Annotated in this window: 21 protein-coding genes, 3 tRNA genes, 3 rRNA genes and 1 pseudogene; 20 read left to right on the plus strand and 8 right to left on the minus strand. The window is 50.0% G+C overall.

Annotation, left to right across the window (positions count from 1 at the left end; translation table 11 throughout):
• Nucleotides 1–17 precede the first annotated feature (17 nt).
• Together tilS and AB3G37_RS04740 are read left to right on the plus strand one after the other, a co-directional pair.
• Nucleotides 18–1,337, plus strand: coding sequence for a tRNA lysidine(34) synthetase TilS (tilS, locus tag AB3G37_RS04735; RefSeq protein WP_369789862.1), 1,320 nt, complete (start codon nt 18–20; stop codon nt 1,335–1,337).
• 32 nt (nt 1,338–1,369) lie between these two features.
• Entirely contained in the window at nt 1,370–1,687 is a 318-nt protein-coding gene (locus tag AB3G37_RS04740; RefSeq protein WP_369789863.1) for a cytochrome c, read from the plus strand.
• 103 nt (nt 1,688–1,790) lie between these two features.
• Here AB3G37_RS04740 and rof read toward each other — a convergent pair whose 3' ends face one another.
• A complete protein-coding gene (rof, locus tag AB3G37_RS04745) occupies nt 1,791–2,051 on the minus strand; it encodes a Rho-binding antiterminator (protein WP_009638370.1) in 261 nt (86 codons plus the stop codon).
• The gene (locus AB3G37_RS04750; protein ID WP_009638371.1) at nt 2,038–2,238 is read right to left on the minus strand and encodes a YaeP family protein; all 201 of its coding nucleotides are present in this window, start codon (nt 2,236–2,238) and stop codon (nt 2,038–2,040) included. The genes rof and AB3G37_RS04750 overlap by 14 nt, the downstream gene beginning before the upstream one ends.
• Before the next feature lie 237 nt (nt 2,239–2,475).
• Between AB3G37_RS04750 and AB3G37_RS04755 the strand changes: the two genes are divergently transcribed.
• From AB3G37_RS04755 to nlpE, 3 genes are read left to right on the plus strand one after another with little or no spacing between them, the layout of a single operon-like run.
• Nucleotides 2,476–3,039, plus strand: a complete 564-nt coding sequence (locus AB3G37_RS04755) for a YaeQ family protein (protein ID WP_369789864.1) — start codon at nt 2,476–2,478, stop codon at nt 3,037–3,039.
• Between the two features lie 2 nt (nt 3,040–3,041).
• Nucleotides 3,042–3,458, plus strand: a complete 417-nt coding sequence (arfB, locus tag AB3G37_RS04760; protein ID WP_369789865.1) for an alternative ribosome rescue aminoacyl-tRNA hydrolase ArfB — start codon at nt 3,042–3,044, stop codon at nt 3,456–3,458.
• A gap of 48 nt (nt 3,459–3,506) precedes the next feature.
• Complete coding sequence (gene nlpE / locus AB3G37_RS04765) at nt 3,507–4,199, plus strand: envelope stress response activation lipoprotein NlpE (RefSeq protein ID WP_009638374.1); 693 nt, start codon at nt 3,507–3,509, stop codon at nt 4,197–4,199.
• A 117-nt stretch (nt 4,200–4,316) separates the two neighbouring features.
• Here nlpE and proS read toward each other — a convergent pair whose 3' ends face one another.
• From proS to metN, 6 genes are all read right to left on the minus strand, one after another.
• Complete coding sequence (gene proS / locus AB3G37_RS04770; RefSeq protein ID WP_009638375.1) at nt 4,317–6,035, minus strand: proline--tRNA ligase; 1,719 nt, start codon at nt 6,033–6,035, stop codon at nt 4,317–4,319.
• A 170-nt stretch (nt 6,036–6,205) separates the two neighbouring features.
• A complete protein-coding gene (gene tsaA / locus AB3G37_RS04775; protein WP_009638376.1) occupies nt 6,206–6,913 on the minus strand; it encodes a tRNA (N6-threonylcarbamoyladenosine(37)-N6)-methyltransferase TrmO in 708 nt (235 codons plus the stop codon).
• Nucleotides 6,910–7,317, minus strand: coding sequence for an Rcs stress response system protein RcsF (gene rcsF, locus AB3G37_RS04780; protein WP_369789866.1), 408 nt, complete (start codon nt 7,315–7,317; stop codon nt 6,910–6,912). Before rcsF ends, tsaA begins: the two co-directional genes overlap by 4 nt.
• A gap of 272 nt (nt 7,318–7,589) precedes the next feature.
• Nucleotides 7,590–8,405, minus strand: a complete 816-nt coding sequence (locus AB3G37_RS04785) for a MetQ/NlpA family lipoprotein (RefSeq protein WP_009638378.1) — start codon at nt 8,403–8,405, stop codon at nt 7,590–7,592.
• Nucleotides 8,406–8,475: 70 nt separating this feature from the next.
• Entirely contained in the window at nt 8,476–9,129 is a 654-nt protein-coding gene (locus tag AB3G37_RS04790) for a methionine ABC transporter permease MetI (RefSeq protein WP_369789867.1), read from the minus strand.
• Complete coding sequence (gene metN / locus AB3G37_RS04795; RefSeq protein WP_009638380.1) at nt 9,122–10,153, minus strand: methionine ABC transporter ATP-binding protein MetN; 1,032 nt, start codon at nt 10,151–10,153, stop codon at nt 9,122–9,124. The genes AB3G37_RS04790 and metN overlap by 8 nt, the downstream gene beginning before the upstream one ends.
• Before the next feature lie 176 nt (nt 10,154–10,329).
• Between metN and gmhB the strand changes: the two genes are divergently transcribed.
• The 15 genes and pseudogenes from gmhB to AB3G37_RS04870 all read left to right on the plus strand — a co-directional run bounded on the left by gmhB (nt 10,330) and on the right by AB3G37_RS04870 (nt 23,358).
• Nucleotides 10,330–10,896: a D-glycero-beta-D-manno-heptose 1,7-bisphosphate 7-phosphatase gene (gene gmhB, locus AB3G37_RS04800; RefSeq protein ID WP_009638381.1), complete on the plus strand. Its 567-nt coding sequence runs from the start codon at nt 10,330–10,332 to the stop codon at nt 10,894–10,896.
• Nucleotides 10,897–11,318: 422 nt separating this feature from the next.
• Nucleotides 11,319–12,861 (plus strand): 16S ribosomal RNA (locus AB3G37_RS04805).
• A gap of 72 nt (nt 12,862–12,933) precedes the next feature.
• Nucleotides 12,934–13,010: transfer RNA gene (locus tag AB3G37_RS04810), tRNA-Ile, on the plus strand.
• Between the two features lie 134 nt (nt 13,011–13,144).
• Nucleotides 13,145–13,220, plus strand: a tRNA-Ala gene (locus tag AB3G37_RS04815).
• Between the two features lie 229 nt (nt 13,221–13,449).
• Nucleotides 13,450–16,346, plus strand: a 23S ribosomal RNA gene (locus tag AB3G37_RS04820).
• 123 nt (nt 16,347–16,469) lie between these two features.
• A 5S ribosomal RNA gene (rrf, locus tag AB3G37_RS04825) occupies nt 16,470–16,585 on the plus strand.
• Together the 16S, 23S and 5S rRNA genes with 3 tRNA genes alongside form the textbook arrangement of a ribosomal RNA operon.
• Nucleotides 16,586–16,815: 230 nt before the next feature.
• A tRNA-Asp gene (locus tag AB3G37_RS04830) sits at nt 16,816–16,892 on the plus strand.
• A gap of 383 nt (nt 16,893–17,275) precedes the next feature.
• Nucleotides 17,276–17,977 (plus strand): beta-ketoacyl synthase chain length factor, encoded by a 702-nt coding sequence (locus AB3G37_RS04835; protein ID WP_369789868.1) that lies wholly within the window; start codon nt 17,276–17,278, stop codon nt 17,975–17,977.
• Nucleotides 17,978–18,008: 31 nt separating this feature from the next.
• Entirely contained in the window at nt 18,009–18,791 is a 783-nt protein-coding gene (locus AB3G37_RS04840; protein WP_369789869.1) for a lysophospholipid acyltransferase family protein, read from the plus strand.
• 3 nt (nt 18,792–18,794) lie between these two features.
• Nucleotides 18,795–19,052, plus strand: coding sequence for a phosphopantetheine-binding protein (locus AB3G37_RS04845; protein ID WP_369789870.1), 258 nt, complete (start codon nt 18,795–18,797; stop codon nt 19,050–19,052).
• Between the two features lie 35 nt (nt 19,053–19,087).
• Nucleotides 19,088–19,342, plus strand: a complete 255-nt coding sequence (locus tag AB3G37_RS04850; protein WP_009638149.1) for an acyl carrier protein — start codon at nt 19,088–19,090, stop codon at nt 19,340–19,342.
• 7 nt (nt 19,343–19,349) lie between these two features.
• Nucleotides 19,350–19,938 (plus strand): annotated as a pseudogene (locus tag AB3G37_RS04855) (hypothetical protein).
• Nucleotides 19,920–21,305: an AMP-binding protein gene (locus tag AB3G37_RS04860; protein ID WP_369789871.1), complete on the plus strand. Its 1,386-nt coding sequence runs from the start codon at nt 19,920–19,922 to the stop codon at nt 21,303–21,305. The pseudogene AB3G37_RS04855 and the gene AB3G37_RS04860 overlap by 19 nt, the downstream one beginning before the upstream one ends.
• Nucleotides 21,302–21,643, plus strand: a complete 342-nt coding sequence (locus AB3G37_RS04865; protein ID WP_369789872.1) for a hydroxymyristoyl-ACP dehydratase — start codon at nt 21,302–21,304, stop codon at nt 21,641–21,643. The genes AB3G37_RS04860 and AB3G37_RS04865 overlap by 4 nt, the downstream gene beginning before the upstream one ends.
• Nucleotides 21,634–23,358, plus strand: a complete 1,725-nt coding sequence (locus tag AB3G37_RS04870) for a glycosyltransferase (protein ID WP_369789873.1) — start codon at nt 21,634–21,636, stop codon at nt 23,356–23,358. The genes AB3G37_RS04865 and AB3G37_RS04870 overlap by 10 nt, the downstream gene beginning before the upstream one ends.
• The last annotated feature ends 1 nt before the right edge of the window (nt 23,359 follow it).

The following is a 23,359-nucleotide window of genomic DNA, read 5'->3' on the forward strand; positions in this document are numbered from 1 at the left end:
GCCAACGGACCCAGCTGATGCTGCTTGAACATTTACAGCATCAGCTCGGTGATCGGCGTCGCGTTTGTGTAGCGTTAAGTGGCGGGCTGGACTCGTCGGTATTGCTGCACGCGTTGGTTAGGCTGCGAGACAGCGTTTTGCCCGATTTACAGCTGCGAGCCATGCACGTGAATCATGGCTTGAGCACCCATGCTGTCAGCTGGACAGCCAGCTGCGAGGCCCAGTGCCAGCTCTGGCAAGTGCAGTTTATTCCGCTGGCGGTCAAGGTGGATGCTCGGGAGGGAGGCATTGAGGCCGCGGCGCGAAAGGCTCGTTACCGCGCATTGACTGAAAATCTGCTGGCCGATGAGACGCTTTTCACCGCGCAGCATCTTAACGACCAGTGTGAGACTTTTCTTCTGGCATTAAAGCGTGGCAGCGGTCCTGCGGGATTGTCTGCGATGAGCGCGGAAACCTCAATTTGCGGGCATCCGGTCATCAGGCCGTTGCTTAGCCTGCAGCGAAAGCAGCTCGAAGAATATGCCCGTGCAAATCAATTAGTCTGGATCGAAGACGACAGTAACCAAGATACGCGTTTCGACCGCAATTTTTTGCGACTCGACGTGCTGCCGATGCTATATCAGCGGTGGCCTCACTTTGCTGCCGCCACTGCTCGCAGCGCCAGCCTGTGCGCCGAACAGGAATTACTGCTCGATGAGTTATTGCAGGAAGCGCTGGATAACCTCATCGATTTGCAAGGCAGTCTATCGATTGAAGGGCTAGAAAATCTGTCTGCCGCCCGGCGTTTTGCTCTGATTCGCCGTTGGCTGGCTTCGCTTGGGGCCAGTATGCCATCGAGAGAGCAGCTACAGCGGATTTGGGATGAAGTGGCGTTAAGCCGCGAAGATGCCGAGCCGCAGCTACGTCTTGGGTCTCACAACATCCGACGTTATCGGCAGCGCCTTTACTGGTTGGCACCAATGCAGTCGTTAAAAGACACCGTCATTGCCTGGCAGGGGCAAGAGGTGCTGGATCTGCCCGCAAGTCTTGGGCAGCTTTCCCTTACGTCTGCGGGGCAAAACGGATTAACGCTACGCAAACCGCGCGTTGATGAAATGCTTACCGTGCGTTTTCACGCCAGCGGTGAAGTCAATAAAGTGGGGCGTGACCGTTCCCGCAGCATAAAAAAACTCTGGCAGGAACTTAATGTTCCACCGTGGGATCGCGAGCGCATCCCTTTGATTTTTTATAATGAGCAGCTAATTGCCGCAGCAGGGCTGTTTATCACTCGTGAAGCACTGACCTCAGGCCCGCAAGAGGCTACCTGGTCACTGTTTTGGAATACTGAAAGTCGATAGTTTACCGCCGGGCAACCGGTTTGGGAGCAGTGATGCATTTTTTATCTCGAAGTGCGCTGGGCGTTTGTTTGGCGTGGATAAGTATTTCTGCGATGGCAGAGGGAAATATTGCCAACGGTCAGGCCAAATCTGCCAGCTGTGCAGCTTGTCATGGCGCAACAGGTAAAGCCAGCAACACGCTTTATCCCAATTTATCCGGGCAAAATGAGGCTTATCTGGGATTGGCTTTGCATGCTTACAAAGATGGCGGAAGAACGGGAGGGCAGGCGGGGATTATGCAGGCGTTTACCTCTGGGCTTTCAGATCAAGATATCAGTGACTTAGCGGCTTACTATTCTAGCCAGCACTGACAAGTCTGCCAGCATTACCAGCCTTCGGCCTAAATAAAAACGGGCAATCCCAAGATTGCCCGCACACACAGTTGTTGAGTTGAATGGTGGTTGATGTTATTCGCTATTCAGCACTAACGACCACAGTACCAATTTTTGGATTACTGAAGCTCTCAATCCAGTCGAGCCGCAGTTCCAACTGTTGCCCACCCGAGTCAACAATCAGATACTCCACTTTTTTTCGCATCAACAGATCTTTGGCTTTAGCCTCGACAAGCTCTCCACTGCGCATCTTCAGAGTCAGAACCAGATGGTCCTGACAGGCAAGCTCGAGATTATCGTAATCATCGCAATTGATGGGTTGGTACTCATCATTCATCGACATAATCGCTCACCAGTAAGTTAGCGGCGGCATAAGCCGCCTGTTCTCGAACGGAAGACGGAAGTTCGGCGTTGGCCGCCACATCGTCTAATGCCTTTAGCACACAGCCCAACGCATCGGGCACATAGCCGAGATCACCACTGCCGATCTCGGCATATTTTCGGCGTACTAACTCAGAGTATTGTTGCATAGGTCCTCCCATAGAGCTTGTTCGAAATGGCTCTTTACGCAACTTTTCGAACAAACCCTGCCATGTTTTCCCGAAATGCTGCTTTCTACATAGTTTGAAGCCTTTCAGTCGGGAAAATATAAACTTCCGTTATTAAACGACTATAGCACAGAGATGATGGAGTTATCAGCTGGGGGAGTAAGCTTTATCTTATGTTGATATCAAGTACAATGTGCGTCCATTACTTTGAGGTTTCCCATGGCGTTAAAAGCAACTATCTATAAAGCCGCAGTAAATATTGCCGATATGGACCGCAATTTTTTCTTTGATGCCAACCTGACGCTGGCGCAGCATCCGTCTGAAATCGAACAACGTATGATGCTACGTTTACTGGCCTGGATTTGCCACGCGCACGAGCGTTTGAGCTTTACCCGTGGGTTAAGTGCTGAAGACGAGCCTGAAATCTGGCGTAAAAACGATCATAACGGCATTGAACTTTGGGTCGAATTAGGCCTGCCGGATGAGAAGCGTCTGAAAAAGGGTTGCAACCAGTCGCGAGAAGTTGTGCTTTACACGTATGGTGAGCGAGCCGCCAAAGTTTGGTGGTCACAGATGCAAAATAAAGTCAGCCAATACTCAAACCTCAGCGTGCGCTATATTGATGATGAACTGTTGTCACAGCTGGTGGCTTTTTGTCAGCGCAATATGGTATTGCAGGCGACTTTACAAGACGGCGCGATTTGGCTTTCCGATCCTGACAATAATCTGGAAATTCATTTCCAGGAGTGGAAAGACGGTAACTGGAAACAGGCGGGGCAATAGAGGTGTTGATTCTTTCTGGCAGGCTCGAAATCCCGGACGGCGAAATTGAACTTACCGCTATTCGCGCGCAGGGAGCGGGTGGCCAAAATGTTAATAAAACCTCAACCGCTATTCACCTGCGTTTTGATATAAAAGCTTCAAGCCTGCCCGATTATTATCAGCAACGTTTGTTGGCTTTTAAGCATCATTTAATTACCGCAGAGGGCATTGTGGTCATTAAAGCGCAGGAGTATCGCAGTCAGGAGCAAAATCGTGAGGCTGCTATAGCTCGCCTGGCTTCGCTGATTGATCAGGCAATGGTGGTTGAAAAGCCACGCCGAGCCACCAAGCCGACGCGCGGTTCTAAAATTCGACGTGTAGAAAGCAAAGTTCGCAAGGGTGCGACCAAGGCACTAAGAGGAAAAATTCGCTCGTCTTAAAATGAAAGACAGAGTGAAATAAAGATTAAAACGCAGTGGGAGAAAACTGTGAAAAAAATAATGATTGCTATGGGGCTGTCGCTCAGCCTGTTATCGCTATTCGGATGTCACAACAAGATTTTTGCTCAGGAACAACCTTTTGAAGCCATGCAGCAGAGCTATAAGGGCGTGCTGCCGTGTGCCGACTGTGGTGGTATTGAAACCTCTTTGTTCCTGCAGCAGGACGGTACTTATATTTTAAATGAAGTCTATCAGGTTAAACCCAAGGGGAATCAGTCTTATGCGCAGTATGGGCGCTGGGCGCGCACTGCTGATAAGCTGGTCTTAACCGAGGCAAACGGCGAGAAACGTTATTTCCGCCCGGCCGGAGACAACCTTGAGATGCTGGATATGCATGGCGAACAGATTCACGCCAGCTCGAGCCACCCGATGCAGCATTTCCAGTTGAAACCGGCAGAGCAACGCATGCCGCAAACGCCGATGCCGTTGAGCGGCATGGTGCATTATCAAGCCAACAACGTGGTGTTTACCGATTGCGCGACGGGAAAAGTCATTCCAGTGGCGACCAGCAGTTTACTGGAAAAAGCCTATATGGATGCACGTCATAGCCCGGATCAGCTGATCTTTGTCTCGATGGATGGACATTTCCAGCTTGAGCCAGGGGGCGACGAAGGGAAAGGGCACAAGCTGCTGGTGGCCGATAGCAATATCATTGCCGATGCCAGCAAGCACTGCAAATAGGCTCTGATTTCTAAACCAATGAAATCAGCAAAATAAAACGCCCGTCGGCTGTAAAAAGCTCGGCGGGCGTTTTTTTATGTGGCAATCAGGGGCAAGTCATCAGCCTGCCCGTAATTTCTAGCGTGGGATCTGGCTCAGCAGGTAATCAACGATATCGCTGATTTTGATCATCTGCTTTTCACCGCTGCGGCGGTTTTTATATTCCAGCTCTTCTGCATCGAGATTACGTTCACCGATAACTACCTGATGCGGAACGCCGATCAGCTCCATATCGGCAAACATCACCCCAGGACGCTCTTTACGGTCGTCGAGAATAACGTCGATCCCTTTGGCGCGCAGGGTGTTGTAAAGCTCTTCGGCTGCGTCTTTCACGCGGAAAGATTTGCTCATGTTCATTGGCAGGATAGCAACCTGGAAAGGCGCGATTGCGTCTGGCCAGATGATGCCGCGACCGTCGTGGTTCTGCTCGATAGCGGCAGCAACTACGCGAGTCACACCGATTCCGTAACAGCCCATGGTTACCAGCTGGTTCTTGCCGTCTTCGCCCTGAACGGTAGCTTTCATCGCTTCAGAGTATTTGGTGCCCAGTTGGAAGATGTGGCCGACTTCAATACCGCGCTTGATAAGCAGCGTGCCTTTACCGTCCGGGCTTGCATCGCCTTCTACCACGTTACGCAGGTCAGCAACTTCTGGCAGCGGCAAATCGCGTTCCCAGTTAATGCCAAAGTAGTGTTTACCGTCAATGTTGGCACCGGCGCTGAAATCGCTCATGACTGCAACAGTGCGGTCAATCACGACTGGCATTGGCAGGTTAATCGGGCCTAATGAGCCTGGACCGGCAGTGACCAGCTCGCGGATTTCGGCTTCGGTCGCGAAAGTCAGTGGGGCGGCAACCTGTGGCAATTTTTCCGCCTTGATTTCGTTTAACTCGTGATCGCCGCGAACCAGCAGGGCCACCAACTTGTGAGAGCTACCTTCCACCGCGCGAACCATCAGTGTTTTAACGGTTTTTTCAATTGGCAGCTGGAATTGCTCAACCAGCTCGGCGATGGTTTTGGCATTTGGCGTGTCAATAACGCGCAGCTCTTCCGTTGCCGCACCGCGTGGGGTGGTTGGCGCCAGAGCTTCGGCTTTTTCGATGTTCGCCGCGTAGTCTGATTCGGTAGAGAAGATAACATCATCTTCACCGCTTTCCGCCAGCACCTGGAATTCGTGCGATGCATTGCCGCCGATAGAACCGGTATCAGCTTCTACAGCACGGAAATCAAGACCCATACGAGTGAAGATTTTGCTGTAGGCCGCGTACATCGCGTCGTAGCCTTCCTGCAAAGATTCTTGCGTGGAGTGGAAAGAGTAGGCGTCTTTCATGATGAATTCGCGTGAGCGCATTACGCCAAAACGAGGGCGGACTTCATCACGGAATTTAGTCTGGATCTGGAACAGGTTCAAAGGCAGCTGTTTGTAGGAGCTGACTTCATTACGCATCAGATCGGTGATCACTTCTTCATGCGTAGGACCGAGCACGAATGCGCGATCGCCGCGATCGACCAAGCGCAGCAACTCGGGGCCGTACTGCTCCCAACGTCCACTCTCCTGCCACAGATCGGCAGGCTGCACGACGGGCATGGAGATTTCGATCGCACACGCGTTGTTCATCTCTTCGCGCACGATGTTTTCGACTTTCTTAAGAACGCGCAGACCGGTTGGCAGCCAGGTATAAAGACCTGAGGCCAGTTTGCGGATCATCCCGGCGCGCAGCATCAGCTGGTGGCTGATCACCTCGGCGTCCGCTGGCGTTTCCTTCAGAGTGGAGAGCAGATATTGTGTTGTACGCATGATGTGTTGGTTCCGTTAGCACTGCAAATCGTCTGCAGACCCAAGGCCTGCGAGAACGTGAAATTATTCGAATAGTCGGTCGTCATCCGCAGCTATTACGCACCCCGAGATAGCCTGCGGTGGGATAGTTTACCAGTGACCGACGCGAGTCAAAAGAGAACCACTGAATTTTAGTGCGGGTCGAGCGAGATTACCTGATTTTGGTCGGCAATGACGCGCCATCTGACGTTAAATTCCAGCAGATGAACGGCATAATCACGTTCCTGCTCTTCCCCTTTACGATAGGCAGGGCGGGGATCTTGCCCCAAAACCTGAGTAATAAAGCGGCGCAGGTGAGGATAAAGGCCGAAATTGGCTGCAAGCTGGCTTTCTGCAAGCGGACTAAAAGTCACTGACATATTGGCCTGTGGTGCATCCTGAGCAAAACCGGCAATCGCCTGTGGCTGACTTTCGGCGAAGGGTAGATAAGGTTTGATATCGACAATCGGCGTGCCGTCGACCAGATCCAGGCTGCCGAGCTGCAAAATGACCTCTTTACCCTGACAGCGGATACCCTTCAACTCGACCAGCGACATGCCGAGCGGGTTTGGCCTGAAGGTAGAACGAGTGGCAAAAACGCCGACGCGAGCATTGCCGCCAAGCCTGGGTGGCCGCACCGTGGGTCGCCAGCCGCCCGCCATTGTTTGATGAAATATAAACATCACCCAGAGATGGCTGAAATCCTCGAGACCACGAACCGCTTCTGCCTGATTATATGGCGGCAGCAGATGTAGTTCACCGACTCCGTCCTCGACTAAACCTGGCTGGCGTGGAACGGCGAACTTTTCTTTATAGGGAGAATGGATCCTCCCTATTTCATTAAAGGTAAATTCGGTCATTTAAAGCTGACGTTCAGAGCAGAGCCCTGACAGACTGCCTGTTGATGACACCCTGTGACATTGCTGACGATTTGGCATTGATGCAGCAGCACAGCGTTTGCCTTCATGGTCGCCGCGTGGTTCAACATTCTTCTACGAGCATTCGAAATGCTTGGCTGCGCGTCATGCGCGTTAACCTGGCAAGATTCGCCGGATACTTCACCCAGATCGCGGAAAGGTGTGCCAACCAGAGCGCCGGGATCTTTATAAAGTTTAATCGCCGCAGGACGAGTCGATACTGGCTTTGGCTTGGCTGGCTGCGATGGTTCATAGGTCGGGTGTTCGTTAAAAATCGGCTGCGTTCTGTGAGCCGCGGAACATCCAGCTAGCAAAAGGGCTAACAAACAGAGTGGTAAAGCACGCATTATATGTCCTCTGCTCCATACCCTTCATCCATTAAAACGCTGAGGCTGTGGCAACTTTATTTTCCCTGTTATTGCTTTATAAAAGGCTCAGAGATGACTACGGCTGCGACCTGCTGCATTTAAAATGCTACGGGGTATATTTTATATTAAAAGAAAGAGGCGTTATTGAAGCAAGGTATTCAACAAATAACAAGGCGAGCATATGCCCGCCTTGAGAGTATTTTATGTAAATAGAGATTTATCGTTGAATAAATCCAAATATACTTTAATTCTTACCAGCCTTTAACCGCGCCGCCATTGAAGACTTTGTTAGCCGCCTGGTCAACTTCATCAGATTCGTAGGCTTTCACAAATTTCTGCACGTTTTCAGCGTCTTTGTTGTCTTCGCGAGCAACAATCAGGTTCACGTAAGGTGAATCTTTGTCTTCCACGAAAATGCCGTCTTTTTCCGGAGTCAGGCCGATCTGGCTTGCATAGGTAGTGTTGATTACGGCCAACGCGATTTTGTTGTCATCCAGCGAGCGTGGCAACTGAGGAGCTTCCAGCTCAACCAGCTTCAGGTTTTTCGGGTTCTCGGTTACGTCAAGAACGGTTGGCAGCAGTCCTACGCCGTCTTTAAGTTTGATCAAGCCCACTTTTTGCAACAGCAGCAGTGAACGGCCCAGGTTTGTCGGATCGTTTGGCAGAGCAATCTGGTCGCCGTCTTTCAGCTCGCTAACAGATTTGATTTTTTTAGAGTAACCAGCAATCGGGTAAACAAAGGTGTTGCCGACCGGCACCAGTTTGTAACCGCGGTCTTTGATCTGCTGATCCAGATAAGGCTTGTGCTGGAAGGCGTTAACGTCGATGTCGCCTTTGCTTAGCGCTTCATTTGGCAGCACGTAGTCATTAAAGGTCACCAGCTCCACGTCGAGGCCGTATTTCTCTTTTGCCACTTTTGCAGCAACTTCGGCAACCTGCTGTTCTGCACCAACAATCACGCCAACCTTGATGTGGTTGGGATCTTCTTTCTTTGGACCACAACCTGCTACGGCCAGAGTTCCCAGAAGTACACCCGCTACTGCAAGAGATTTAAATTTAATGGACATGTCCTATCCTCTATACATTTTATGTCGTGATTAATTATGGGCGGCGTGAAGCCCTGCCGCCGTTTTGTCTTTACTTATGGGTCACTGTTTTAACGATGCGATCGCCGCAGAGTTGAATCAGGTACACCAGTACAACTAACAATACTAATACAGTATTCATTACCGTGGCGTCGTAACCGATATAACCATACTGGTAGCCAATTTGCCCCAGACCACCCGCACCCACGGCGCCCCCCATGGCAGAGTAACCCACCAGAGTAATGAGAGTGATAGTCGCGGCGTTGACCAGGCCCGGCAGAGCTTCGGGCAGCAGTATTTTTCGGATAATTTGCATCGGCGTGGCGCCCATCGCGCGGGCAGCTTCCACCAGACCGCTTGGGATCTCCAGCATCGCATTTTCAACCATACGGGCGATGAACGGCGCGGCACCCACTGTCAGTGGTACGATAGCAGCCTGCAAACCGATAGAAGTGCCGACGATCACGCGAGTAAATGGAATCATCCACACCAGCAGGATAATAAAAGGAATAGAACGGAAGATGTTAACCAGCGCCGACAGTACCCGGTAAAGCTTCTTGTTCTCGGCAATCTGACCCGGACGGGTGACATACAGCAGGACGCCAAACGGCAGGCCGAGCACGAATCCGAAGAAGCCGGAGGTCAGGGTCATGATTACAGTTTCCCAAATGCCTCGGCCCATTAACCACATCATTGCCTCAGACATAACCCAGTACCTCTACCTTAACTTGATTCTCATGCAGGAATTGAATCGCTGCCTGTGTGTCTTCAACGCTGCCGTGCATTTCTGTCAGCATAATGCCGAACTTCACGCCACCGGCATAATCCATCTGCGCGCTGATAATATTGTTATTAATGTTGAATTGACGCACTGCCTGCGAGAGCAGAGGAGCATCGACCGACTGGCCGGTGAATTCAAGACGTAATAAAGGAACGCTGCCTTCACTCTGCTCCGGCTTCATGCGCAGCGCGTAGTCGTCCGGGATATCCAGATGCAACGTTGACTGGATAAACTGCTGGGCCAGCGGAGTTTTAGGATGCGAGAACATTTCACTGACTTTGTCTTGTTCAATCAACTGACCGTTGCTGATTACTGCGACCTGGTCACAGATGCGCTTCACTACATCCATTTCATGGGTGATCAGAAGAATAGTCAGGCCCAGACGGCGGTTGATATCCTTTAATAGTTCCAGGATTGAGCGTGTAGTTGCCGGATCGAGGGCGCTGGTAGCTTCATCGCACAGCAGAACCTTGGGATTGCTGGCCAGCGCTCGAGCAATGGCAACGCGCTGCTTCTGCCCACCAGACAGGTTGGCGGCGTAAGCATCATGCTTGTCTTCCAGGCCCACCAGCTTCAGTAGTTCAGTAACGCGTTGTTTAATCTCTTTGGCAGGAAGGTTGTCCAGCTCCAGCGGTAGCGCGACGTTACCAAAAACGGTGCGCGACGACAGTAGGTTAAAGTGCTGGAAGATCATGCCGATTTGACGACGAGCGCGCGTCAGTTCTTTTTCGGAAAAGGCGGTCAGATCCTGACCATCGACCAGAACTTTTCCTTCAGTCGGGCGCTCAAGCAGGTTAACGCAGCGAATCAGCGTACTTTTGCCCGCACCGGATGAACCGATGACGCCATAGATTTGTCCTGCAGGCACGTGAAGGCTCACATCAGACAGCGCCGTGATGTTGCGCTGACCCTGCTTGAACACTTTGGTGATGTTGGAAAGTTTAATCATATTTTTCTTATGTTGTCTTTACAGCCGTGACGTATAAAAAGTAACCCTCTGGAACTAATTCCAGAACATGGGAAGGATGCTAAGGCGTCTAGACGTCTAAGTCAACCAGATAGCATTCTCACCGTTACCTAAAACATGCGATACTGAGGCATCAATCAGCCCTCAGGAGCTAATACGTGACACAAACTGTTCCAGCAATATTTTTAGACCGCGACGGCACGCTTAATGTCGATCATGGCTATGTTCATGAAATTGACGACTTCGAGTTCATTGAAGGAACCATTGAAGCTTGCATCAAACTTAAAGAGATGGGCTTTGCACTGGTATTAGTCACCAACCAGTCAGGTATCGCACGCGGCAAGTTTACCGAAGAGCAGTTCTTCACGTTAACTGAATGGATGGACTGGTCGCTGGCAGACCGTGGCGTCGATCTGGACGGCATCTATTTCTGTCCGCATCATCCCGATGCATTAATAGAAGAGTACAAGCAGGTATGCGATTGCCGTAAGCCTCAGCCGGGCATGTTCCTGACAGCTAAAGAAGAGCTTAACATCGATATGGCGGCTTCTTATATGGTAGGCGACAAAATTGAAGACCTTCAGGCGGCAATAAAAGCTGGCGTAGGCACTAAAATTTTAGTCCGCAGCGGTAAGCCGGTCACTATAGAAGGTGAAGAATTGGCGGATTTAGTGCTCGATAGCCTGGCGCAACTGCCTACAGCCATTAAAAACGGCTTAAAATAGAGCGTTGCGGGTGAAAAATAGGCAAACGAAATAAAACTGTATTTATTCGCTTGCCATTCCCGTCAGCCTCCCTATAATGCCGCTCCATCGACGGGGAACAACGCAGCAGCAACGCGGTGTGAACAAGTCGGAAAGTATTAAGAATGATGATGGCCGCGAAAATAAACGGTTGACATCAAAAGAGGAAAGCGTAGAATACGCCACCTCGAGTTAGCAAGCGAAAGCGCGTAACTCACTGCTCTTTAACAATTTATCAGACAATCTGTGTGGGCACTCACAAGACGATATCAGCCACCTCGGTGGCAACAGAATATCAAGGCAGTAATGCCAAGTCTTAGAGTGACCAAGCAGTAATTCATTTTTGAATTATTACGAAAGTAAACTTTGAGCACCGCTTAACTTGTTTAAGCAAATCGAACTTTTAATTGAAGAGTTTGATCATGGCTCAGATTGAACGCTGGCGGCAGGCCTAACACATGCAAGTCGAGCGGTAGCACGGGAGAGCTTGCTCTCTGGGTGACGAGCGGCGGACGGGTGAGTAATGTCTGGGAAACTGCCTGATGGAGGGGGATAACTACTGGAAACGGTAGCTAATACCGCATGATGTCGCAAGACCAAAGTGGGGGACCTTCGGGCCTCACGCCATCGGATGTGCCCAGATGGGATTAGCTAGTAGGTGGGGTAATGGCTCACCTAGGCGACGATCCCTAGCTGGTCTGAGAGGATGACCAGCCACACTGGAACTGAGACACGGTCCAGACTCCTACGGGAGGCAGCAGTGGGGAATATTGCACAATGGGCGCAAGCCTGATGCAGCCATGCCGCGTGTGTGAAGAAGGCCTTAGGGTTGTAAAGCACTTTCAGCGAGGAGGAAGGCGTTGTTGTTAATAGCAGCAACGATTGACGTTACTCGCAGAAGAAGCACCGGCTAACTCCGTGCCAGCAGCCGCGGTAATACGGAGGGTGCAAGCGTTAATCGGAATTACTGGGCGTAAAGCGCACGCAGGCGGTTTGTTAAGTCAGATGTGAAATCCCCGAGCTTAACTTGGGAACTGCATTTGAAACTGGCAAGCTAGAGTCTTGTAGAGGGGGGTAGAATTCCAGGTGTAGCGGTGAAATGCGTAGAGATCTGGAGGAATACCGGTGGCGAAGGCGGCCCCCTGGACAAAGACTGACGCTCAGGTGCGAAAGCGTGGGGAGCAAACAGGATTAGATACCCTGGTAGTCCACGCTGTAAACGATGTCGACTTGGAGGTTGTGCCCTTGAGGCGTGGCTTCCGGAGCTAACGCGTTAAGTCGACCGCCTGGGGAGTACGGCCGCAAGGTTAAAACTCAAATGAATTGACGGGGGCCCGCACAAGCGGTGGAGCATGTGGTTTAATTCGATGCAACGCGAAGAACCTTACCTACTCTTGACATCCACGGAATTCGCTAGAGATAGCTTAGTGCCTTCGGGAACCGTGAGACAGGTGCTGCATGGCTGTCGTCAGCTCGTGTTGTGAAATGTTGGGTTAAGTCCCGCAACGAGCGCAACCCTTATCCTTTGTTGCCAGCACGTAATGGTGGGAACTCAAAGGAGACTGCCGGTGATAAACCGGAGGAAGGTGGGGATGACGTCAAGTCATCATGGCCCTTACGAGTAGGGCTACACACGTGCTACAATGGCGTATACAAAGAGAAGCGAACTCGCGAGAGCAAGCGGACCTCATAAAGTACGTCGTAGTCCGGATTGGAGTCTGCAACTCGACTCCATGAAGTCGGAATCGCTAGTAATCGTAGATCAGAATGCTACGGTGAATACGTTCCCGGGCCTTGTACACACCGCCCGTCACACCATGGGAGTGGGTTGCAAAAGAAGTAGGTAGCTTAACCTTCGGGAGGGCGCTTACCACTTTGTGATTCATGACTGGGGTGAAGTCGTAACAAGGTAACCGTAGGGGAACCTGCGGTTGGATCACCTCCTTACCTAAAGATACGCATTGTGCAGTGTCCACACAGATTGTCTGATGAAATAGTAACGAGCAGAAATACCTTTATAGGCTTGTAGCTCAGGTGGTTAGAGCGCACCCCTGATAAGGGTGAGGTCGGTGGTTCAAGTCCACTCAGGCCTACCAATCCTTTCCTTCTCTGCGTTGTCGCCCCACTCGTTTGCACCAAGCAAACGTCGTGTGACTCCGCCTTGATAAGAAAAAGATTGGCTGACTCATCTGAACGATGAGTGATAAAGGTATCTGTTTAGTGACTGTATGGGGCTATAGCTCAGCTGGGAGAGCGCCTGCCTTGCACGCAGGAGGTCAGCGGTTCGATCCCGCTTAGCTCCACCATATCCATACGGCTCACATCAAATACTTCAGAGTATATTGGAAACAGTATGCTGCGAAGTATTTTGCTCTTTAACAATCTGGAACAAGCTGAAAAATTGAAATGATACAGCTGAACATAACTCTCCGTAGAAGTTTTGAGTTATGCGCACCTGTATTAGAGTCTCTCAAATAATCACGGCTACGAACGGCGTCACTCTTTATGAGTTTAAAAGACACCTTCGGGTTGTGAGGTTAAGCGACTAAGCGTACACGGTGGATGCCTAGGCAGTCAGAGGCGATGAAGGGCGTGCTAATCTGCGAAAAGCGTCGGTAAGGTGATATGAACCGTTATACCCGACGATACCCGAATGGGGAAACCCAATGTGATACGTCACATTATCGCATGGTGAATACATAGCCATGCGAGGCGAACCGGGGGAACTGAAACATCTAAGTACCCCGAGGAAAAGAAATCAACCGAGATTCCCCCAGTAGCGGCGAGCGAACGGGGAACAGCCCAGAACCTGAATCAGTTTGTGTGTTAGTGGAAGCGTCTGGAAGGTCGCACGGTACAGGGTGATAGTCCCGTACACAAAAATGCACAAATTGTGAGTTCGATGAGTAGGGCGGGACACGTGACATCCTGTCTGAATATGGGGGGACCATCCTCCAAGGCTAAATACTCCTGACTGACCGATAGTGAACCAGTACCGTGAGGGAAAGGCGAAAAGAACCCCGGCGAGGGGAGTGAAATAGAACCTGAAACCGTGTACGTACAAGCAGTGGGAGCCTACTTTGTTGGGTGACTGCGTACCTTTTGTATAATGGGTCAGCGACTTATATTTTGTAGCAAGGTTAACCGTATAGGGGAGCCGTAGGGAAACCGAGTCTTAACTGGGCGTCAAGTTGCAAGGTATAGACCCGAAACCCGGTGATCTAGCCATGGGCAGGTTGAAGGTTGGGTAACACTAACTGGAGGACCGAACCGACTAATGTTGAAAAATTAGCGGATGACTTGTGGCTGGGGGTGAAAGGCCAATCAAACCGGGAGATAGCTGGTTCTCCCCGAAAGCTATTTAGGTAGCGCCTCGTGAACTCATCTTCGGGGGTAGAGCACTGTTTCGACTAGGGGGCCATCCCGGCTTACCAACTCGATGCAAACTCCGAATACCGAAGAATGTTATCACGGGAGACACACGGCGGGTGCTAACGTCCGTCGTGAAGAGGGAAACAACCCAGACCGCCAGCTAAGGTCCCAAAGTCATGGTTAAGTGGGAAACGATGTGGGAAGGCATAGACAGCCAGGATGTTGGCTTAGAAGCAGCCATCATTTAAAGAAAGCGTAATAGCTCACTGGTCGAGTCGGCCTGCGCGGAAGATGTAACGGGGCTAAACCATGCACCGAAGCTGCGGCAGCGACGCTTAGGCGTTGTTGGGTAGGGGAGCGTTCTGTAAGCCGTTGAAGGTGAACTGTGAGGTTTGCTGGAGGTATCAGAAGTGCGAATGCTGACATAAGTAACGATAATGCGGGTGAAAAACCCGCACGCCGGAAGACCAAGGGTTCCTGTCCAACGTTAATCGGGGCAGGGTGAGTCGACCCCTAAGGCGAGGCCGAAAGGCGTAGTCGATGGGAAACAGGTTAATATTCCTGTACTCGGTGTTACTGCGAAGGGGGGACGGAGAGGGCTAGGCTAGCCGGGCGACGGTTGTCCCGGTTTAAGCGTGTAGGGGGTGTGACTTGGTAAATCCGGTTACATATCAACCCTGAGGCGTGATGACGAGCCACTACGGTGGTGAAGTAGTTGATGCCGCACTTCCAGGAAAAGCCTCTAAGCATCAGGTAACATTGAATCGTACCCCAAACCGACACAGGTGGTCAGGTAGAGAATACTCAGGCGCTTGAGAGAACTCGGGTGAAGGAACTAGGCAAAATGGTGCCGTAACTTCGGGAGAAGGCACGCTGTCGCTAGGTGGAGGAACTTGCTTCCCGAGCCGAAGACAGTCGAAGATACCAGCTGGCTGCAACTGTTTAATAAAAACACAGCACTGTGCAAACACGAAAGTGGACGTATACGGTGTGACGCCTGCCCGGTGCCGGAAGGTTAATTGATGGGGTGCAAGCTCTTGATTGAAGTCCCAGTAAACGGCGGCCGTAACTATAACGGTCCTAAGGTAGCGAAATTCCTTGTCGGGTAAGTTCCGACCTGCACGAATGGCGTAACGATGGCCACGCTGTCTCCTCCCGAGACTCAGCGAAGTTGAAATGGCTGTGATGATGCAATCTACCCGCGGCAAGACGGAAAGACCCCGTGAACCTTTACTATAGCTTTGCATTGGACTTTGAGCCTTGCTGTGTAGGATAGGTGGGAGGCTTTGAAGCGGGGACGCCAGTTTGCGTGGAGCCAACCTTGAAATACCACCCTTTAATGTTTGATGTTCTAACTTTGCCCCGTTATCCGGGGTGAGGACAGTGTCTGGTGGGTAGTTTGACTGGGGCGGTCTCCTCCTAAAGAGTAACGGAGGAGCACGAAGGTTAGCTAATCACGGTCGGACATCGTGAGGTTAGTGCAATGGCATAAGCTAGCTTGACTGCGAGAGTGACGGCTCGAGCAGGTACGAAAGTAGGTCATAGTGATCCGGTGGTTCTGAATGGAAGGGCCATCGCTCAACGGATAAAAGGTACTCCGGGGATAACAGGCTGATACCGCCCAAGAGTTCATATCGACGGCGGTGTTTGGCACCTCGATGTCGGCTCATCACATCCTGGGGCTGAAGTAGGTCCCAAGGGTACGGCTGTTCGCCGTTTAAAGTGGTACGCGAGCTGGGTTTAGAACGTCGTGAGACAGTTCGGTCCCTATCTGCCGTGGGCGTTGGAAGATTGAGAGGGGCTGCTCCTAGTACGAGAGGACCGGAGTGGACGCATCACTGGTGTTCGGGTTGTCATGCCAATGGCATTGCCCGGTAGCTAAATGCGGAAAAGATAAGCGCTGAAAGCATCTAAGCGCGAAACTTGCCTCAAGATGAGTCTTCCCTGGGACTTCGAGTCCCCTGAAGGGACGTTTAAGACTAAGACGTTGATAGGCTGGGTGTGTAAGTGCAGCGATGCATTGAGCTAACCAGTACTAATGACCCGAGAGGCTTAACCTTACAACACCGAAGGTGTTTTAGAGAGACACAAAGACTTAAGTTTTGATATTCAGCTTGTTCAAAGATTGATTCTGATGGCTGCCCTGAATAATGGGGAAAGCGGTTGGAATGAAACAGAATTTGCCTGGCGGCAGTAGCGCGGTGGTCCCACCTGACCCCATGCCGAACTCAGAAGTGAAACGCCGTAGCGCCGATGGTAGTGTGGGGTCTCCCCATGCGAGAGTAGGGAACTGCCAGGCATCAAATTAAAAGTAGTACTGTGTAGTAGTAGGGCGGTTGCCTGCTCGAGAAGAGAGTAGGACTAAAAGCAACGCTTTTAGCACGTTGCTTGCAACGGCCCGAAGGGTGTATGACGGAGTCATACATAAACTGCCATGCATCAAATTAGTCTTCAATTCCCCTGACAAGGAATATTAACGAAGACAAACTGATAACAGACGGATTGTCTGTTGTGAGTGAAAGAACCGGTGGAGCGGTAGTTCAGTTGGTTAGAATACCTGCCTGTCACGCAGGGGGTCGCGGGTTCGAGCCCCGTCCGTTCCGCCACTAATTGCATAACCCTAGTCGAAAGGCTCAGGGTTTTTTGCATTCTAAATCTGAAAAACACGCGCGTTTATCCCCATTTCTTCCTCTTTCGATAAGATTTTTGACGTTTTAATAAAATTTAAACTTAAAAACTTTATCCCTTAAGCCAATTTTATAAACATAATTCTTTAATTTTAATTACTTGAGAAATTAATCAAAAATTATACTTATTTTTAAGTTTATAGTTTATTAAATAATAGAGTATTGATATTTTCTTACCAAGATCCTGTTAAGATCATATAATAAATCTCGGGTTAGGATTATTCGCAATTACGAGTGCAAGCAGATAAGAAATCTAATACAGTCTGAAGTTAGACACTTAAGATTCCAAAGCCTGAGGTCACATGAATTACTCATTATCGGTACTTGACTGGCAGGCAATTGCACCGGGAGTCAGTACTTCAGAAGCCTGGCTGCGATGGGCATTTTTACCAGAAAAGAGTAGATTCTGCGGCGAAATAGAAAAGAGCCAGCGTATCCCAATGATGTCTTCGCGCAGAATGAGCCTGGTTAGTCGCCTGGCGGTAGAAACCTCATTAGCATTGCTGGAAAGGCATCAAATAGACAGGGCCGTGTTTACCAGTCGTCACGGCGAGCTTGAAAGAACCTATAAAATTCTTCAGACGTTAGCCCAGGAACAACAGGTTTCACCCACAGATTTTTCTATGTCAGTCCACAATACCGCTGCCGGTTGGGTGACTATTACTGCTAAAAATACCTTGCCGGTCACCTCATTAGCTGCCGGAAAAGACAGTTTCCAGCAGGGTATGATTGAAGCGCGGGCCATGCTATCTGTAAAAGGGGTAAATAAAGTCCTATTAGTGGATTTCGATGGCATCGTTCCCAAACCTTATGATGATATGAGCAGTGCTAACTATTCGCCTTACTGTATTGCGCTGGTATTGTCTCTGGGCGAGCAATTTAGTTGCCAGCGTATCGCTGAAACTCAGGTTGATGATTTACCGCAGAGCTTAAGTTTTATAAGACATTACCTGCAAAACGACAGCGCATTTTGCATTAGTGCGGGATCCGGTCAGTGGCTATGAACCGCAAGGATTAAATACCGGAAAAAATGACATGAAACGAGCCAGCCTGATAAACCGCCTGTGGCGCTGGTTAGCAACCGGGATATTTTTTGTATTTTTCGGAATTGGCGGATTAGTCCTTTCTATCATCTGGTTTACCCTGTTGCGGTTGTTTATAAAAGATCCACAAAAGCTTAATTTGATGACTTTAAACAGTATAAAAAAGAGTTTTCAGCTGCTTCTTAACTCACTACGTCTAGCCGGTGTAATGAATTATCGTATTGTAGGCGCAGATCTTTTTAAGCAAGATAAAGGTTGTCTGATAGTCGCTAACCATCCTAGCCTGCTGGATTATGTTTTACTGGCATCCTGCATGCCGCGTTGTGACTGTATCGTCAAACAGGCATTGCTGAGAAATCCTTTTGTCAGCGGCGTCATTAAGTCAGCCGGGTATCTAATTAACTCAGGATCTGAAGACTTGCTGAATGCCTGTGAGGAGAGACTGCAAGCAGGTGGTACGATTCTTATTTTTCCAGAAGGGACACGAACAATTCCTGGAGAAGCGCCTGTTTTACAACGAGGTGCAGCCAATATTGCGCTTAGGGCTGGATGTGAGATTCGTATAGTTTCTATTTCCTGTGAACCACCAATGCTAACCAAACGGGGCCGATGGTACAATGTTCCGCCGGTTAAACCCCAGTTTGTAATTACAGTTAAAAGCAAAGTAATACCCCAGGATTTTATACAAGCCCGTGACGCTTCGTTGGCTTTGGCAGCAAGACGATTGACTCAACATCTGCATTCTGAGTTAGTGTTGAAAAATAACGAGAAATAAGCAATGGATCCACTAAGTAACGAAATCAAAATTCTGATCATCGATACCCTCAATCTTGAAGGGATGACGCCGGAAGAAATAGACACTGAAGCGGCACTATTTGGCGATGGTTTAGGTCTGGATTCCATTGATGCTCTGGAATTAGGCCTTGCACTGAAAAATAAATATGGCGTTGTACTTTCGGCCGAAAGCGAAGAGATGCGCCAGCATTTTTATTCGGTTGCGACGCTCGTACGCTTTATCAATCAAAAATTAAAATAGTATTTAAACGAAACAAAATTTCCTGAGAAGGTTGTATGCAGAAGCCAGAAATTTATCAACAAATTAGCGAACTTTTAGTCAAGTTATTCGAGCTTGATGCTGATGACATCACGCCAGAATCGCGACTGTATGAAGACCTCGATTTAGACAGTATCGATGCCGTCGATTTGGTGGTGCACCTGCAAAAAATCACCGGCAAGAAAATCAAGCCTGAAATCTTTAAATCTGTGAAAACAGTTCAAGACGTCGTTGACGCCATTGACGTACTGATCAAAACCGAACAACAGTAATCAGACAATGACTGAAGGTCGTTTAACTCCAAGTTCTCGCCTGTCAGCCTGTTTGCAAGTGATAACGGTAATCGTGGTCATTGCTTATCCGCTCGTGGTTTGGCTGGGTTTGAAAACTTGGGGAGAGCGTTCTTGCGCCAGTTCTAGTAATGATATTTATTCTCCGCTTGCTGACTTTTCGCGGGAAACTAACCCAGTTGACCACTTTGGGAAGGACAGTAGCGATTACGGGCATTGCGCTTGGGTCTGCCAGTTGGCTGCTGCATGAAACGCAAATGCTGCTCTATTACCCGGTAGTGGTGAATGCCCTGTTGCTAGTGTTATTTGGTTATTCGCTTTTTGTTTCGCCCCCCATCGTGGAGCGACTGGCCAGACTCTCTCAGCCTGATTTGCCGCCCCGAGGTGTTAAATATACGAGACGAGTGACGCAAGTCTGGTGTGCTTTTTTCATCATTAATGGTTCCATAGCACTCTTTACCTGCCTTTTCGGGGATATAGCGGTTTGGACCTTATATAATGGCGGTATCAGCTATCTGCTGATCGGTTTATTAATGGGTATTGAATGGACAGTCAGAAGATGGATCCAGCGTGTTTAATACTGCCGATGGAACAATGGCTGACTTCAATAGCCGATACTGACTCGCTAGTTGCCTGGAGTCGTACGCAGCGCTGGCAGCAAAGTGACTTTCGTTTTGACGTGAGTCAGTTGCTTCAGCGCCTAAAGAACCTGCCACATAAACGCTGGGCACTGTGTTTTGATAACAGTTACCACTTTGCCGTGGCGATGCTGGCGACCCTTTATAGTGGCAAAATACCTGTGCTGCCGGGGCATCAGCGCCAATCGCTTTTGGAAGAGCAGCTGTCCGAGTTCGACGCACTGCTGACAGACTGTTCGCTAAGCCTGCCGTGCCCAACGCTTTTGCTCCCGATTACTTTTTCGGATGAAAATTCGCTTGCTGAAAACGACAGTCTCATTCCATTGCCTGAATTTCCTGCTACGGCTTCAGTGGTGCTGTTTACCTCTGGCTCGACCGGCAAACCGCAAAAAATCACGAAAACGATAACCAGTTTGCAAACTGAAAGCCGCTGGCTTGCCCAGCGCTGGGGCCTGAGTCTGCGTAAGGGACGTTTGGCAGCAACCGTTTCGTCTCAGCATATGTATGGTCTCACTTTTCGTTTTATGCTGCCGTTAAGTCTGAGAGTGCCTTTTTTCGCAGAAAATCTGGAGGTCCACGAGCAGTTGGTTGCCATGGCACAGCAGTTCCCTTTGACTGTCATCAGTAGTCCGGCCTTTTTACAACGACTTGACCCTTATCTCGAAAAGGTAAAATGCCAGCAGGTATTCTCAGCGGGCGGCCCTCTTTCTGTCGAAACCGCAGCGCACGTACAGCAGCTTTGTGGTGTCTGTCCAGTTGATATTTATGGCACTAGTGAAACCGGGATTCTTGCCAGTCGGCAGCAACGGTTATCTGAAACTCCGTGGACATTATTCGATGGCGTCGAGCTGTTATTCGAAAATAATAGTCCTACTCGTGCAGTCTCGGAATTAATCCCACAGCCAGAAGGCATTCCGTTAAGTGATAATTTGCGAATAGCTGATAATAACCGACAGTTTCATTTGCTGGGTCGGCAGGATCGCATCGTCAAGATTGCCGAACAGCGACTCTCCCTTGATGAGATAGAGCAGCGATTATGTCAGCTTCCTACAGTAGCAAAGGCTTGTGTGCTGCAAATTGAGAAGAAAGATCGGTCTTATGTTGCTGCCGTGATAGTGCTAAGCGCTACAGGGGCTGAACTGCTAGGCAAAGAGTCGCAGGTTGCATTAACTCAGGGATTACGCCAATCTCTGCGAGGCTGGCTTGCTCCTGTTGCAATACCGCGATTTTGGCGTGTGATTCAATTTATCCCCATGAATTTACAAGGTAAAATAATTTATTCCGAACTGCGGGAACTGTTTTTATGATGCTCCCACTGGTATTGAGTAAACACTGTCTTGACCATAGCTTGATGCTTGAACTGCAGCTGCCTGCCGATCTTTTCTGGTTTAAAGGACATTTTCCCGGACAACCCATTTTACCCGGAGTCAGTCAGCTCAACTGGGTGATACATTTCGCCCGCCAGGATCTTGGCGTAATCAATAATTTTGCCGGATTTGACGTGATCAAGTTTCAGCGGCCGTTGTTGCCAGAGCAGAAAGTATCGCTATCGATAGAATGGCTTCAGGATAAAAATAAACTGATTTTCAGTTTCGATAGCGGTGAGCGGCAGGCCAGCAGCGGGAAGATTAACCTATGCCCCTGAAAGCGCCATTCCGCCCGTGTATTCTCATTCCTTGCTTTAACCACGGCGGCACGATGTCTGCGGTGTTAGCAAACATTGAGCCTTTTAATTTTCCCTGTATCGTGGTCGACGATGGTAGCGACAGTAAAACGGCAACAGAACTCGACCGCCTGACCGCACAGTATTCATGGGTAACTCTACTGAGGATGGCGCAAAATCGCGGCAAAGGGGCGGCGGTAATGAGGGGCATGAGCGAAGCCGCCAGGATGGGCTTTAGCCATGCCTTGCAGGTAGATGCTGACGGTCAGCATCAGCTGAGCGATATCCCCAAACTTCTTAAACAGGCCGAGGAATTCCCCGAGTTTCTGATTTCTGGCAAGCCGCTTTATGATGACTCGGTGCCAAAATCACGTCTGTATGGGCGCTATGTCACTCATTTTTGGGTTTGGATCGAAACTCTATCGTTTTCGTTGCAAGACAGTATGTGCGGATTTCGCGTTTATCCTCTGCGACCGGCGCTGGCCCTGATGCAGCAGCATACAATTGGCGAGCGAATGGATTTCGATACCGAAATTATGGTGCGATTGTATTGGCAAGGCACGCGCAGCCGCTTTATTCCCACTCAAGTGATTTATCCGCCTGACGGTCTGTCGCATTTTGATGCGCTAAAAGACAATCTGCGCATTTCATGGATGCATACCAGGCTCTTTTTAGGCATGTTGCCACGGATCCCCAAACTACTGCGATTGCGCAACAGCGCCAGCCGCGATCCTCACTGGTCTAAAACCCAGGAGCGTAAAGGGCTGTGGGGTATTCGCCTGATGATGAACGTTTATCGCGTGCTGGGACGGCAGAGCTTTCAACTGCTGCTTTATCCAGTAATTGGCTATTTTTGGCTGTCCGGAGCACGTCAGCGCCGTGCATCTAAAGATTACCTGCGGCGTTTATCTGATTTCGCTGCGACTCGCGGTGTCACGTTACCTTATCGATTAAGCAGTTTTCGGCATTTTATGCGTTTCGGCGAGGCGATGCTCAGTAAGCTGGCGACTTGGCGGGGTGACACGCGGCTCGGGCGCGATGCGATACTGGTCGATAATGGACGCTGTGAGGCGCAAATCACGACCGGAAAAGGCACGCTGATTATTGCTTCCCATCTGGGTGATATTGAATCCTGCCGCGCGCTTGGCGAGTTGGACCAGAATGTTAAAGTGAATGCGCTCGTGTTTACTCAACACGCTGAAAGATTCAATCAGGTGATGAAAGAAATCAATCCGCAGGCTAACGTCAACCTCATCCAAGTGGCGAATATGGGGCCAGAAACCGCAATTCTGCTGCGTGAAAAATTAGACCGCGGTGAATGGGTGGCAATTGTCGGCGATCGTACGTCGGCAGGTGGTTATCAGCGTGGCGGGCAACAGCGGCTGATTTTTTCCGATTTTCTTGGCTCTCCGGCGGCGTTTCCGCAAGGGCCTTTCATTCTGGCGGCAGCCTTGCGCGTGCCGGTATTTTTGATGTTTGGCATCATGCAGCAGAAAAAATTGAATATCTATTTTGAACCTTTTGCCGATCCGCTGCTGATCCCACGCGCGGCGCGGCAACAAAGTTTACAGGGTATTATCGACAGCTATGCCCGTCGCCTCGAGCATTACAGCCTGCTCGCACCTCATGACTGGTTCAATTTTTACGATTTTTGGCAGCATCGCGAAGATGTGCCCGTTGATAGAGAGTCTGATTGAA

The sequence above is a fragment of the Rouxiella sp. WC2420 genome (assembly GCF_041200025.1).
GTDB lineage: Bacteria > Pseudomonadota > Gammaproteobacteria > Enterobacterales > Enterobacteriaceae > Rouxiella.